The organism is Aeromonas sp. Y293-4 (assembly GCF_027705905.1).
Lineage (GTDB): Bacteria > Pseudomonadota > Gammaproteobacteria > Enterobacterales > Aeromonadaceae > Aeromonas > Aeromonas veronii.
This window is the reverse complement of record NZ_JAPDCI010000001.1, coordinates 130,620-143,386: the sequence shown is the minus strand read 5'-3', so window position 1 is coordinate 143,386 and position 12,767 is coordinate 130,620. Positions and strand designations below refer to the sequence as shown.

The 12,767-nt window shown below is 62.5% G+C and carries 13 protein-coding genes; 10 read left to right on the top strand and 3 right to left on the bottom strand.

Annotated elements, in window-relative coordinates; genetic code table 11:
- Positions 1 to 103: 103 nt before the first annotated feature.
- The 8 genes from OKC31_RS00585 (at position 104) to maiA (ending at position 7,368) form a co-directional block, all read left to right on the top strand.
- The gene (locus tag OKC31_RS00585; RefSeq protein WP_005352911.1) at positions 104 to 844 is read left to right on the top strand and encodes an ABC transporter permease; all 741 of its coding nucleotides are present in this window, start codon (positions 104 to 106) and stop codon (positions 842 to 844) included.
- 3 nt (positions 845 to 847) lie between these two features.
- On the top strand, positions 848 to 1,540 hold the full coding sequence (locus tag OKC31_RS00580) for an ABC transporter permease (protein ID WP_005337302.1): 693 nt from the start codon (positions 848 to 850) through the stop codon (positions 1,538 to 1,540).
- A gap of 176 nt (positions 1,541 to 1,716) precedes the next feature.
- Entirely contained in the window at positions 1,717 to 2,376 is a 660-nt protein-coding gene (locus OKC31_RS00575) for a TIGR01621 family pseudouridine synthase (RefSeq protein ID WP_129503756.1), read from the top strand.
- 7 nt (positions 2,377 to 2,383) lie between these two features.
- The gene (locus tag OKC31_RS00570) at positions 2,384 to 3,082 is read left to right on the top strand and encodes an HAD family hydrolase (RefSeq protein ID WP_270655946.1); all 699 of its coding nucleotides are present in this window, start codon (positions 2,384 to 2,386) and stop codon (positions 3,080 to 3,082) included.
- Between the two features lie 224 nt (positions 3,083 to 3,306).
- Positions 3,307 to 4,443: a 4-hydroxyphenylpyruvate dioxygenase gene (gene hppD / locus OKC31_RS00565; protein ID WP_182963661.1), complete on the top strand. Its 1,137-nt coding sequence runs from the start codon at positions 3,307 to 3,309 to the stop codon at positions 4,441 to 4,443.
- On the top strand, positions 4,436 to 5,587 hold the full coding sequence (locus OKC31_RS00560; protein WP_270655945.1) for a homogentisate 1,2-dioxygenase: 1,152 nt from the start codon (positions 4,436 to 4,438) through the stop codon (positions 5,585 to 5,587). The genes hppD and OKC31_RS00560 overlap by 8 nt, the downstream gene beginning before the upstream one ends.
- A 10-nt stretch (positions 5,588 to 5,597) precedes the next feature.
- Positions 5,598 to 6,593 carry a fumarylacetoacetate hydrolase family protein gene (locus tag OKC31_RS00555; RefSeq protein ID WP_270655944.1) on the top strand — a complete coding sequence of 332 codons (996 nt, stop codon included), beginning with the start codon at positions 5,598 to 5,600 and terminating at the stop codon, positions 6,591 to 6,593.
- A 139-nt stretch (positions 6,594 to 6,732) separates the two neighbouring features.
- The gene (maiA, locus tag OKC31_RS00550; protein WP_180343339.1) at positions 6,733 to 7,368 is read left to right on the top strand and encodes a maleylacetoacetate isomerase; all 636 of its coding nucleotides are present in this window, start codon (positions 6,733 to 6,735) and stop codon (positions 7,366 to 7,368) included.
- Between the two features lie 124 nt (positions 7,369 to 7,492).
- On the opposite strand, the gene OKC31_RS00545 is transcribed toward maiA, so the two are convergent.
- From OKC31_RS00545 to OKC31_RS00535, 3 genes are read right to left on the bottom strand one after another with little or no spacing between them, the layout of a single operon-like run.
- Positions 7,493 to 9,025: a tripartite tricarboxylate transporter permease gene (locus OKC31_RS00545; RefSeq protein WP_019445074.1), complete on the bottom strand. Its 1,533-nt coding sequence runs from the start codon at positions 9,023 to 9,025 to the stop codon at positions 7,493 to 7,495.
- A gap of 9 nt (positions 9,026 to 9,034) precedes the next feature.
- Positions 9,035 to 9,466, bottom strand: a complete 432-nt coding sequence (locus tag OKC31_RS00540; RefSeq protein WP_042082375.1) for a tripartite tricarboxylate transporter TctB family protein — start codon at positions 9,464 to 9,466, stop codon at positions 9,035 to 9,037.
- Positions 9,467 to 9,477: 11 nt separating this feature from the next.
- Positions 9,478 to 10,464 carry a Bug family tripartite tricarboxylate transporter substrate binding protein gene (locus OKC31_RS00535; protein WP_270655942.1) on the bottom strand — a complete coding sequence of 329 codons (987 nt, stop codon included), beginning with the start codon at positions 10,462 to 10,464 and terminating at the stop codon, positions 9,478 to 9,480.
- A 222-nt stretch (positions 10,465 to 10,686) separates the two neighbouring features.
- Between OKC31_RS00535 and tctD the strand changes: the two genes are divergently transcribed.
- Positions 10,687 to 11,361, top strand: coding sequence for a transcriptional regulator TctD (tctD, locus tag OKC31_RS00530; protein ID WP_069555689.1), 675 nt, complete (start codon positions 10,687 to 10,689; stop codon positions 11,359 to 11,361).
- A 43-nt stretch (positions 11,362 to 11,404) separates the two neighbouring features.
- On the top strand, positions 11,405 to 12,760 hold the full coding sequence (locus OKC31_RS00525) for a sensor histidine kinase (protein ID WP_270655940.1): 1,356 nt from the start codon (positions 11,405 to 11,407) through the stop codon (positions 12,758 to 12,760).
- Positions 12,761 to 12,767 lie beyond the last annotated feature (7 nt).

The window sequence follows — 12,767 nt, the reverse complement described above, 5'->3', positions numbered from 1 at the left end:
GGGCCCGCATTGATTGCAATGGAGCTGCACATATTTCATTCGGACTGCTATGGAGCCTTCTGGCTAGCAGGTGCGTGAAGATTCAGTGGCGATGGAGCTGCATATGTTTGATTTGAAAGGATACGAAGCCTCGCTGCTGGAGGGCGCCTGGGTCACCCTGGAAGTGGCGCTGGCCTCCCTGCTGCTGGCGTTGCTGCTGGGGATGCTGGGGGCGCTGGCCAAACTCTCTCCCTACAAGTGGGCCCGGGCCATCGCCACCGGCTACACCACCATTATTCGCGGTATCCCCGATCTGGTGCTGATGATGCTGCTCTTCTTTGGCGGCCAGGTGCTGATTAACGGCATCTGCACCTGGGTCAACGAGACTTACAACAGCTGGTTACTGGAGAGCAATCCCAATCAGGAGTGGGTCTCCCTGCTTCCGGACTATATCGACATCAGCCCCTTTGTGGCCGGTGTCGCGACCATAGGCTTTATCTTCGGCGCCTACATGACCGAGACCTTTCGCGGCGCCATTCTGGCAGTGGACAAAGGCGAGCTGGAGGCTGCACGGGCCTTTGGCATGCGGGCAACCCAGGTGTTTGTGCGGATCCTCTTCCCCCAGATGATGCGCCACGCTCTGCCCGGGTTTGGCAACAACTGGCTGGTGCTGCTGAAAACCACCGCGCTGGTCTCCATCATCGGCCTCGATGACATGGTGCGCAAAGCCTCGCTGGCGGCGGGCTCGACCCAGCAACCCTTCACCTTCTACATGGCGGTGGCGCTGATCTTCCTGATCTTCACCGCAGTATCCACCTCGGCGCTCAAGTGGGCCGAGCGTCATTACGCCATCAAGACGAGGTAAGCCATGGATTTCTCAATCATTCTCAAAGAGTGGCCCACCTACTGGGAGGGGCTCTATACCACCGTCTGGCTGGTGGCCCTCTCTCTGATCCTTGGGTTGATGCTGGCTGTGCCCATGGGCATCCTGCGCAATAGCCGCAACTGGCTGATCAAGGGGCCAATCTGGGCCTATATCTACTTCTTTCGCGGCACCCCGCTGCTGGTGCAGCTCTTTATCATCTACTACGGCGCCGCCCAGTGGGAGTGGCTGAAGAACAGTGCCGCCTGGTCGCTCTTCTCCGAAGCCTGGTTCTGTGCGCTGCTGGCCTTCACCCTCAATACCGCCGCCTATACCGCCGAGATCGTGCGCGGGGCGGTACACAATATGCCGCGCGGCCAGATTGAGGCTGCCAACGCCTTTGGCATGACCCGCTGGCAGACCCTGACCCGGATCATTTTGCCCAACTCGTTTCGTCGGGCACTGCCGGCTTACAGCAACGAGGTGATCTTCATGCTGCAGGGCTCGGCGGTGGCGGGCATCATCACCATCGTCGATCTGACCGGCGCGGCGCGGATCATCAACTCCCGCTACTACAGTCCGTTCGAGGCGTTTTTGACCGCAGGGCTGCTCTATATGCTGCTCACCTTTGTCATCGTCTGGCTGTTCAAGAAGTGGGAAGCGCGCTGGCACGCTCACCTGCGCCCGCGCAATGTGTAAGGGTTGAGCTGCCAAGATGAGCGAAAATGGCTCCGCCTGTTGCAGGCGGGGCCATTTTTTATCTTTATCCTCTGCCTGCCCGGTTTGCCAAATAGTGCCCGAGCAGGGAGAATGCAGCACTCCCGAGCGCCGCCAGTCGTTGGCTGTGAGCCTTATTCCCCAGTTCCCGAGGTTTTATGTACAGGATATTGTTTGAGCATCCCGCTTTCCTGGTTATCGACAAGCAGCCCGGCATCGGCATGCACGACGAGAAGGGGGACGGTGAGTCGGTCAATCCGGGGCTGGTCAATCGCGTGAAGGCCGATACAGGGCTCACCCTCTATCCGGTGCACCGGCTCGACAAGATGACCTCCGGCTTGGTGCTGCTGGCCCGCACCACGGAGGCGAATCGCGAGCTGAGCATGGCCTTTGCGGCCCGCGAGGTGAGCAAACAGTATCTGGCGCTCTCCGATCGTAAACCGAAGAAGAAGCAGGGTTGGGTGAAAGGGGATATGCAAAAGGGGCGCGGCGGTAGCTGGATGCTGGCGCGTACGCTGGAAAACCCCGCCATCAGCTGGTTCGATTCGGTGTCGGTGCGCGAGGGGCTGCGGCTCTATCGCATCAAGCCCCAGACCGGCAAGACCCACCAGATCCGGGTTGCCCTCAAAAGTATCGGTGCCCCCATCCTCGGGGATGAACGCTATGGCGGCACGCCAGCCGAGCGCGGCTATCTGCATGCCTGGCGGCTCAGCTTTACCCTTTCGGGCGAGTCGTTCGACTTTGTCTGCCCGCCCTCACAGGGGGCCGAGTTTATCACCCCCGAGCTGACCGCTGCGATTGCCGCTCTTGTACCTTGAGGCTCCCATGATAAGCCGCTCGCCAGCTGAACCAGTGGTGCCGAAAGAGGGTGGGGGAAATCGAGAGAACGAGAGTGCGACGCGCTGGATCCTGGCCGACTTTGACGACACATTGGCTCCAGGCGACAGCCACGCCGGTCTGCTGCGCTATATCCTGCGCCGCCGGATCTGGCCGCTGCTGCTGTTGCCAGTGATTGCGCTGGGTGGCTTGGTCTATCTTCTTCCCAGCCAGCGGCGGCGCGGTATCTCCCTGATCTGGTGGGCCATCACGCTTTGGCTCTCTCCCCTCGGCTGGCGCAAGCTGGTGCGTGCCTATTGCCGCACCAGGCCGGGGCTGTATCGTCAGGCTCGCGAATTGCTGCAAAGCGAGGGGGCGCGCTGCTGGGTGATCTCCGCCAGTCCCTGCGCACTGGTGCGAGCCCAGCTCTATCAGCAACTGCCCGGCCAGTTGCCCCACCGGATCATTGGCTCGCAGATGCACTACCGTTTTGGCGGCCTGATGCCGCGCTTCTATTGCCACGGCCAGCACAAGCTGCTGCCGGAGATTTGCGCCCTCGATGCCGAGCTGGCCCTGAGCGACAGCCTGCACGATCTGCCGCTGCTGGGGTTGGGGAAAGAGGCGTGGTTGATCAATCCAACGCCTGTGCGACTGCAAAAGGCCCGGGCCTGCTTGCCCCATCTGATGGTCAAAAACTGGCAACTGTAATGCAAAGCTGACAGTCCTGCGGGTCGTTACCGTTTGATCCGCAAGGCTGCGGCTTGAATGTCACAATCCATTTACATTCTTTGCTGCCAGCTGCGAAAAACTATCTGCAACCCGCCTCTTCTCTTCCTGCTACGCCCTGCTTCTAATGAAACAAGTTGTTAACACTTGCCGCGCCGCTGGGTGCCGCAATCCGTTTTAACCGAATCAAGAGCAAGGAGCGCCCGATGAATGCCACCTCTTCCGCCACCCATACCATCAATCCGTTAGGCACAGACGGTTTCGAGTTTGTCGAGTACACGGCCCCCGATGCCAAAGGGATTGCCGCCCTCAAGAGCCTGTTCGTTTCGCTCGGGTTTGCCGAGGTCGCCAAGCACAAACACAAGCAGTGCTGGCTCTACCGGCAGGGGGATATCAACTTTGTGGTCAATGCCGAGCCTCACTCCCAGGCGGAGCAGTTTGCCAGCCTGCACGGGCCGAGCGTTTGCGGCATGGCATTTCGGGTGAGCGATGCGGGCAAGGCCCAGCAGTACGCCATCGCCAAGGGGGCCAAGCCCTTTGTCGGCAAGATTGGCCCGATGGAGCTCAATATTCCCGCCATCTACGGTATCGGCGAGAGCACGCTCTCCTTTGTCGACCGTTATGGCGACAAGGGCTCCATCTATGACGTGGATTTTGTCTTCTACCCCGACTGGCAGTCCCGGATGGCAGAGGTAGATGCCGGTCTTATGGAGATCGATCACCTGACCCATAACGTCCATCGCGGCAATATGGATGTCTGGTCCAACTTCTATGAGCGGATCGGCAACTTCCGCGAAATTCGCTACTTCGATATCGAGGGCAAGCTGACCGGGCTGCATTCACGCGCCATGACCGCCCCCTGTGGCAAGATCCGTATCCCCATCAACGAGTCGGCGGATGACAAGTCCCAGATTGAGGAGTACCTGCGTCAGTACAAGGGGGAGGGGATCCAGCACATCGCCATGGCCTCCAGCGATATCTACCACACCATCCGCACCCTGCGCAGCCGCGGTACCGGTTTTATGCCGACCCCGGATACCTACTACGAGAAGGTGAACAGCCGGGTCGAGGGGCATCAGGAGGATCTGGCGGCCCTCAAAGAGCTGCGCATCCTCATCGACGGCTCCCCCACCAAGGATGGCATTCTGCTGCAGATCTTCACCGATACCGTGATAGGCCCGGTCTTCTTCGAGATCATCCAGCGCAAGGGTAACGAAGGGTTTGGCGAGGGCAATTTCAAGGCGCTGTTTGAATCGATCGAGCTGGACCAGATCCGCCGTGGCGTGCTGGATGGCGGCGAGGATGAGAAGGGTGCCCGCAAAGAGGGAGCGAGCGATGCGTAACTGGATTAACTTCCCCCATCGGGAGGGGACTCACTCCCGGCAGGCCCATGCCGACCTGCCGGAACAGGCCATCTATGAGCGCGAACTGGGGCGCAGCGGCTTTTTCGGCCCAGCTACCCACATGCACCACAAGCATGCCCCCACCGACTGGAGCAGTTGGGAGGGGCCGCTGCGGCCACGGCTGTTTGACCTCAATGCCCTGCAAGAGGAGGTAAGCTCGCTCTCTCCCTGGATTGCTCCCGATATTCTCAGCAACCCCCACTGCCGCTATCGCATCTGGCGGCTCTCCGAGGCTATGCCGTTTCTGGTGCGCAACGCCGACGGCGACGAGCTGCTCTTTATCCACGAGGGGAGCGGCGAGTTCTTCTGCGACTACGGCCACCTGAGCCTGCGGGACGGCGACTACGTGGTGATCCCCCGCGGCACCATGTGGCGCATCGAACCCAGCGCGCCCATGTTCATCCTGATGATCGAGGCGACCAACGACAGCTACCAGCTGCCGGACAAGGGGCTGGTGGGCAATCACGCCATCTTCGACCCGGCGGCGCTGGATGTGCCCGCCATCAACGAGCGCTTTTTGGCCCAGCAGGATGAGAATCCCTGGTCGCTGCAGGTGAAGCGCCACGATCAGGTGTCGGTCATCTCCTGGCCCTTCAACCCGCTGGATGCACAAGGGTGGCACGGGGATTTGTGCGTAGTGCGCCTCAACTGGCGGGATATCCGCCCGCTGATGAGCCACCGCTACCATCTGCCGCCGTCGGCCCATTCGACCTTTGTGGCGAGCCGCTTCGTGATCTGTACCTTCGTGCCGCGTCCCATCGAGAGCGACCCCGGCGCCCTCAAGGTGCCCTTCTATCACAGCAATGACGATTACGACGAAGTGCTCTTCTACCATGCAGGGGACTTCTTCAGCCGGGACAATATCGAGCGGGGCATGGTCACCTTCCATCCCGCCGGCTTCACCCACGGCCCCCATCCCAAGGCGTTTGCGGCAGGGCAGGCCTATGCCAAGAAGTTCACCGACGAGGTGGCGGTGATGCTAGATACCCGCGATGCACTGAACGTCGGCAGTCTGTGCGAAGGGATTGAGAACACCCGGTATGTCTCCAGCTGGCAGCGCCCGGACGCTGCTGCCGGCAAATAAGGAATCGCTTATGAAATTGGCAACATTGAACAATGGCAAGCGCGATGGCGCTTTGGTGGTGGTTAGCCGGGACCTGACCCGTGCGGTACGGGTGAGCGAGATTGCCCCGACGTTGCAGGCCGCCCTCGACGAGTGGGCCGAGGTTGCCCCCAGGCTGGAGGCTGTCTATCAGCAGCTTAACGAGGGCCGCGTGGCCGAGGCGTTCCCCTTTGACGAAGCGTCTTGCCTCTCTCCGCTGCCGCGCGCCTACCAGTGGGCTGATGGCAGCGCCTACGTCAACCATGTGGAGCTGGTGCGCAAGGCCCGCGGTGCCGAGATGCCGGAAAGCTTCTGGCACGATCCGCTGATGTATCAGGGGGGCTCTGACAGCTTTTTGGCTCCCCGCGGGCCGATCGTGATGGGCTCCGAGGAGTGGGGGATCGATTTCGAGTCGGAGGTAGCCATCATCACCGACGATGTGCCGATGGGGGTAAGCCCGCAGGGAGCTGCCAGCCACGTCAAGCTGCTGATGCTGGTCAACGACGTGAGCCTGCGCAACATGATCCCGGGGGAGCTGGCCAAGGGCTTTGGTTTCTTTCAGTCCAAGCCGTCGAGTGCCTTCTCGCCGGTGGCCATCACCCCGGATGAGCTGGGCGATGACTGGCGCGATGGCAAAGTGCATCTGCCGCTTCTGACTCACCTCAACGGTGCCCTGTTTGGTGCGCCAGAAGCCGGGGTGGATATGACCTTCAGCTTCTTCGAACTGATTGCCCACGCCGCCAAGACCCGTCCCCTTGGCGCTGGCTGCATCATCGGCTCGGGCACCGTCTCCAACTACGATCGCAGCGCCGGTTCATCCTGCATCGCCGAGCGCCGCATGCTGGAAATTCTTGATTGTGATCAAGCTATAACCCCCTATTTGCAGTTTGGTGATAGAGTGTCGATCGCGATGGAAGATCGCTCTGGCCAAAACCTGTTTGGCACTATCTCTCAACAGGTGGTGCCAGCGAGCGGTCAGGGAGGTTGATGGCCAGCGCCGGTTGGCGGCAAGGATATTCGGGATATGTCCGGATCACGACGAGCCCTCAACCGGTGCCGGATACACAAGGAGGCAGGTGGCGAGCACCTGCCGGGCTTCGGGCCCAGATAAGATGCAGGGACAGATTATGTTGCAGTTGTTTGGCTATTGGCGTTCGTCGGCAAGTTTTCGGGTGCGGATCGTGTTGCAGCTCAAGGGGCTCGCCTACGAGCAGCACCCCATCAATTTGCGGCAAGGCGAGCAGAGCGAGAAGGCCTATCGCCGGATCAACCCGCAAGGGCTGGTGCCGTTTCTGGTGGATGGCGATGTGCAGATCGGTCAGTCGGTCGCCATCATGGAGTACCTTGACGAGACCTATCCAGCCTACTCCCTGATGCCCTCTTCCCCCGACGCGCGGGCCCGAGTGCGCCAGATCGTCAACATGATCGCCTGCGATATCCACCCGCTCAACAATCTGCGGGTGCTCAACTATCTGGAAGAGCACTTCAGGGCTAACAACGAGCAGGAGGCTTGCTGGTATCGCCACTGGATTGACGAGACCTTCACCGCCCTCGAACAGCTGTTGATGACCACCGCCGGTGTCTACTGCGTCGGCAACGAAGTCACCCTGGCCGACTGCATGCTGGTGCCCCAAGTCTACAACGCCCGCCGCTACGACATGACCCTGGACGATTACCCCACCATCCGTCGCATCGTCGCCAACTGCGAACAGTTGCAAGCCTTTATCAAGGCCGCCCCCGCAAACCAGCCGGACGCGCAGTGACCTACTGACTTGAATCGCGGGATGGCATCAACACGCCATTCATAAACAAGGGCCCCACTGTGTGGGGCCCTTGTTCGTTAACGGCACTCCAGTTTGCTGGCGTGCCTCTTTCTGTTCAGGGGGATCAGGCTCCCTGCTCCGGGCGGGCGTCCGGGATCAGCGGATCGGCTTTGCGGCGGCGCAGCAGGCGTACCAGCGGGGGCAGGGTGATCACTGCAATGGCCAGTACCAGCAGGGTCTGGCTGATGCCGCTGCTCCACAGGATGGCGGTATCGCCATTGCTGATGGAGAGGGCGCGGCGCAGGTTCTGCTCCAGCATTTCACCCAGCACGAAGCCCAGAATGAGCGGTGACATGGGGAAGTGCATCTTGCGCAGCAGGTAGCCAAAGACCCCGAGGGCCACCATCAGCAGCAGATCGAAGGTAGTGCTGTGCACCGCATAGACACCCACCGCCGAGACGCTGGCGATGGCGGGCACCAAAAACCAGAGCGGGATGGAGAGCATGCGGGTAAAGAGCCCCACCATGGGGATGTTCATCACCAGCAGCATGACGTTGGCCAGCAAGAGGGCGGCGATCAGTCCCCACACCACATCGGGCTGTTCGGTGAACATGGTGGGGCCCGGAGTGATGTTGTAGAGGGTCAGCGCCCCCATCATCACCGCTGTGGTGCCCGACCCCGGCACCCCCAAGGTCAGCATGGGGATAAAGGATCCACAGGCTGAGGCGTTGTTGGCCGCCTCCGGTGCGGCAACGCCGCGAATGTCCCCCTCGCCGAATTTGGCATTGGGCCCCGCCAGTCGCTTCTCGGTCATGTAGGTGATGGCACTGGCGATGGTGGCTCCGGCGCCGGGCAGAATACCGACGAAGAAGCCGATGGTGGAGGAGCGCAACATGGTGCCGGTGCAATGGACCAGCTCCTTGAAGTTGAACAGCATCCGTCCGGTGGTGCGCACCAGCTTGCCGCCGCCACTGGTGTGCTCCAGCATCAGCAGGATTTCGCTCACCGAGAAGAGGCCGATCACCACCACGATAAACTGCACCCCGTCCGAGAGGTGAACGCTGTCGAAGGTGAAGCGATAGACGCCAGTGTTGGCATCCACTCCAACGGTGGCGAGCCCCAGCCCAATCAGCGCCGCCATAAAGGACTTGAGCGGGTTCTGGCTCATCATGCTGCCAAGGCAGGCGATGGCGAACACCATCAGGGCGAAATACTCCGCCGGGCCGAAGGCGAGGGACCAGCGCGCCAGCGCCGGGGCGAACAGTATGATCCCGCCGATGGCGAGCATGGAGCCGACAAAGGAGCTGACCGCCGAGATGGAGAGGGCCACTCCCGCCTTGCCCTGCTGGGCCATGGGGTAGCCATCCAGCGCGGTCATGATGGCGGCGGCATCCCCCGGTACGTTGAGCAGGATCGAGGAGATCCGCCCGCCATACTCACAACCTATGTAGACGGTGGCGAGCAGAATGAGCGCCGATTCGGGGGGCAGTTTCAGGGCAAAAGCCAGCGGCAACAGGATGGCGACCCCGTTGATGGGGCCAAGGCCCGGCAGCAGGCCGACCACGGTGCCGACAAAGCAGCCGATGAGGGCAATCACCAGATTCTCCGGGGTGAGTGCCACCGCAAAGCCCTGGGAGAGGTACATCCAGGTATCCATATTGACTCCTTAAGAGAACCAGACGCCGAGGGGCAGGGTGACATCCAGCAGCCGGTCGAAGGCGAGATAGAGCACCAGACCGCCGACAACGCCGGAGAGCAGGGCAGCTTTGGCAGAGGCGCCAAACAGGCGCCCCAGAACAAAGGTGAGCAGGGTGGTGGCCAGCGGAAAGCCCAGCCACTCGAAGCTGGCACCGTACCCGGCCAGCGCCACCACCATGATAGCGAGGTGGCGCAGGGTACGCAGCGGCGGCCAGGTAACGGTGTCCGGCTGGCGGCGCAGCAGCAACAGGGCACAGAGCGCCATCAGGCCGATGATGCCGAGCGGGAAGGGGCGCGGCCCCAGCGGCTCATAGCTGTATTCGCTCTGGATCTGCCAGGCGATAGCGGCGCCTGCCAGACAGAGCAGCAGCCAGATGGCGGCGAAGATGCGATCGCTCATGGCTGCGGCTCCTATTTGGCCAGACCGAAGGCTTTGGCCTGCTCGCGATATTGCGCCACCTGCTCCTTGACGTAGCTGTCGAGCGCCTCGCCGGTGAGGTCAAACTCGAACAGGCCGCGCAGATCCCGCTGCGCCTTGAAGGTGTCGGTCTTCACCAGCTGATCGAAGGTCTGCTTCCACCACTGGTATTCGCTGTCGCTTACCTTGGGGCCGACATAGAAGCCGCGGATCACCGGCCACACCAGGTCATAACCCTGCTCCTTGGCGGTGGGGATGGTGGCCAGCTTGCCGGGCAGCCGCTCGGCTGAGAACACCGCCAGCACCCGCAGTTTGTCGCCGCCGATATAGGGCACCATCTCGCTCAGATCGCCGGAGACCGCCTGCACATGGTTGCCAAGCAGCGCGGTGACCGGCTCGCCACCCCCTTCAAAGGCGACGTAGCGCATCTTGTGGGGGTCAACCCCGGCCTGTTTGGCCAGCAGCGCCGTCTTCATCCAGTCCTGACTGCCGATGGAGGCACCTGCCCCGATCACCACACTGTTGGGATCGCGCTCCATGGCGCTCACCAGCTCCTTGAGGTTCTGATAGGGGGCATCGTGGCGCACCGCGATCATGCCGTAATCGGTGCCCACCGCCGCCAGCCAGCGCACATCGTCCACCCCGTAACGGCCAAATTTGCCCTGTGAGAGGTTGAGCAGGGAGCCGCCGGAGAAGGCGACCACAGTTCCCGCCTCGGCAGGGCGCTGGGCCACGATGGCGTTGTAGGCCACGGCGCCGACCCCGCCCGGCATGTAGGTGACCCGCATTGGCTTGTCGATGGTACCGGTCTCCTGCAGGCTCACCTGCAGCAGCTTGCAGGTGAGATCGAAACCACCGCCCGGTTTGGCCGGTGCGATACATTCGGTACGGCTCGGGGCCACGGCACTTTCGGCCGCCTGCAGTGGCAGGGCGCCGAGCAGGGTCAGCAGGGCGAGGGCATGACGTGTGCGTTGCTTCATGGTTGTGTGCTCCATCTTGTCGTTGTTTTTCCTGGGTGTGACTCCGTCGATAGACGAAGTGATGCGAAATTGTTAAAACAACAACCTTTCATTCACCTTTCAATCGCTGACCAAGAGCTGGGAGTGTGACCCTGATCGCACCTTCTCCCGCAATGGCAGTGACGAAGGGATGCAGTTGAAGCATTGCGGCTGAATGCCGTGGTTAGGAACAAGGGGAGAGGGATGCGCTTGCTGTTGGCGGAAGATAATCACGAACTGGCCCACTGGCTGTCGCGGGCACTCACCACCGCCGGTTTCGCGGTGGATTGGGTGGCGGACGGGGCTCAGGCTGATCACCTGCTGCGCCACGAACAGTACGCGCTGGCGGTGCTCGATATCGAGATGCCCAAGCTCGACGGGCTGGCGGTACTCGGCCGGTTGCGCAGTCGGGGGCAGGGGGTGCCGGTGCTGCTGCTCACCGCCCGCGGCGCGGTGGAGGAGCGGATCTGCGGCCTCAATGCCGGAGCCGATGACTATCTGGCCAAGCCGTTCGATCTGGGGGAGCTGGATGCCCGGCTGCGAGCCCTGCTGCGGCGCAGCGAAAGTGGCGGTGCCGAGCTGCGGCTGGGGCGCCTGACCCTGCACCCCGATGGCTATTTTCTGCTGGCCGATGCCCGCCTTGCCCTGACTCCGCGCGAACTGGCGCTGCTGACCGCGCTGATGTATCGCCACGGGCGGCCGGTCGCCAAGGGGCAGCTGTTCGAGCAGGTGTTCAACCTCGATGACGAGGTAGGGCTCGACAGCATCGATCTCTATATCCACCGGCTGCGCAAAAAGCTGGTGGGCAGCGGGGTGGTGATCACCACCCTGCGCGGTCTCGGCTATCTGCTGGAAGCGGCGCCGGAGGCCTCCCATTAGCCGCTCCCTGCTCCATCAACTGCTGCTGTTTCTGGGGGGCCCCTTGCTGATCCTCTGGGCCGCCTCGGCCTGGTACAGCTACTACGGCGCACTGGCGGCGGCCACCTCGGCCTATGATCGCACCCTGCTCGCCTCTGCCCGCACCGTTGCCGAGCGGCTGACGGCAGCCGAGGGCAGCCTCAGGGTGGATGTGCCCTACGTGGTGCTCGACAGCTTCGAGCGCAACATGCGCGATCGCCTCTTCTATCAGGTGCGCGGTATCGACGATAGGTTCATCTCCGGCTTTGACGACTTGCCCCCCATGCCGGACGGTACGCCACTGACCGACCGCTATCCGGCGCTCGCCTACTTCTACGACGGGCTTTATCAGGAGGCGCCGATCCGCGCCGTGATGCTGCTGCAACCGGTGGGCGAGGGGGGCGTCAACGGCATGGCCCGCATCACGGTGGCGGAAACCCTGCTCGGTCGCCAGCAGCTGGCGGAGCAACTGCTCTGGTCGGCCCTGTTGACCCAGGGGGCGCTGGTGGTGCTCACCCTGCTGCTCGCTTATCTGTTGCTCAAACGGCTGCTCACTCCGATGCGGCGCCTGTCGCGGGAGATCTTGCGCCGCGATGCTGCCAATCTTGCCGCCTTACCCGACCTGCTCCCCTGGCAGGAGACCCGGCCGCTGGTGCAGGCGTTCAACCGCCAGCTGGCCCGATTGCGCCAGCTAGTGGCCCGGCAGGAGCGCTTTAGCGCCGATGCCGCCCATCAGCTGCGCACCCCGCTAACCATCCTGAAAACCCAGGTGGAGGTGGCGCGCGGCAGTGGCGATCCGGCCCTGATGAGCGAAAGCCTCGATGCCATGGCCGTGCGGCTCGATCACACCATCGCCCTGACCGAGCGGCTCCTGCTGCTGGCGCGACTCAAATCAGACGAGTGCTCCGGGCTGCGCCAGCGTGAGCCCATGGAGTTGACGGCGCTGGTGCAGCAGGCCTGTCTGTCACGGTTGGCGCAGGCCCGCAGCAAGGGGATCGATCTCGGGTACGAGGGGGAGGAGTCCGCCATCATGGTGGCGGGGGAGCCGCTGCTGCTCGGGGAGCTCTGTGCCAACCTGCTCGACAACGCCATCAAATACACCCCACCCCACGGCACGGTGACGGCGCGGGTGGTGCGAAGCCACGGGCAGATCTGGCTGGAGGTGGAGGATAGCGGCCCCGGCATCGCCCCCGAGTTGGCGGAGCGAGTCTGGCAGCCGTTCCAGCGCCTCGAGCAGGGGAGCGAACAGCCGGGAGCGGGGCTTGGTCTGGCGCTGGTGCGCGATATCGCCCACTACCACCACGGCGAAGTGGTGTTGCTGCCAGCGACCCAGCTGGGGGGCTTGCTGGTGAGGCTGATCTTGCCGCTGGCAACATCGTGAGGGCGAT

Coding starts and splice junctions, on each gene's coding strand:
- OKC31_RS00580 (WP_005337302.1), top strand. CDS start 848: ATGGATTTCTCAATCATTCTCAAAGAGTGGCCCACCTACTGGGAGGGG.
- OKC31_RS00540 (WP_042082375.1), bottom strand. CDS start 9,466: ATGAGCGATCGCATCTTCGCCGCCATCTGGCTGCTGCTCTGTCTGGCA.
- OKC31_RS00585 (WP_005352911.1), top strand. CDS start 104: ATGTTTGATTTGAAAGGATACGAAGCCTCGCTGCTGGAGGGCGCCTGG.
- OKC31_RS00570 (WP_270655946.1), top strand. CDS start 2,384: ATGATAAGCCGCTCGCCAGCTGAACCAGTGGTGCCGAAAGAGGGTGGG.
- maiA (WP_180343339.1), top strand. CDS start 6,733: ATGTTGCAGTTGTTTGGCTATTGGCGTTCGTCGGCAAGTTTTCGGGTG.
- tctD (WP_069555689.1), top strand. CDS start 10,687: ATGCGCTTGCTGTTGGCGGAAGATAATCACGAACTGGCCCACTGGCTG.
- OKC31_RS00575 (WP_129503756.1), top strand. CDS start 1,717: ATGTACAGGATATTGTTTGAGCATCCCGCTTTCCTGGTTATCGACAAG.
- OKC31_RS00555 (WP_270655944.1), top strand. CDS start 5,598: ATGAAATTGGCAACATTGAACAATGGCAAGCGCGATGGCGCTTTGGTG.
- hppD (WP_182963661.1), top strand. CDS start 3,307: ATGAATGCCACCTCTTCCGCCACCCATACCATCAATCCGTTAGGCACA.
- OKC31_RS00545 (WP_019445074.1), bottom strand. CDS start 9,025: ATGGATACCTGGATGTACCTCTCCCAGGGCTTTGCGGTGGCACTCACC.
- OKC31_RS00560 (WP_270655945.1), top strand. CDS start 4,436: ATGCGTAACTGGATTAACTTCCCCCATCGGGAGGGGACTCACTCCCGG.
- OKC31_RS00535 (WP_270655942.1), bottom strand. CDS start 10,464: ATGAAGCAACGCACACGTCATGCCCTCGCCCTGCTGACCCTGCTCGGC.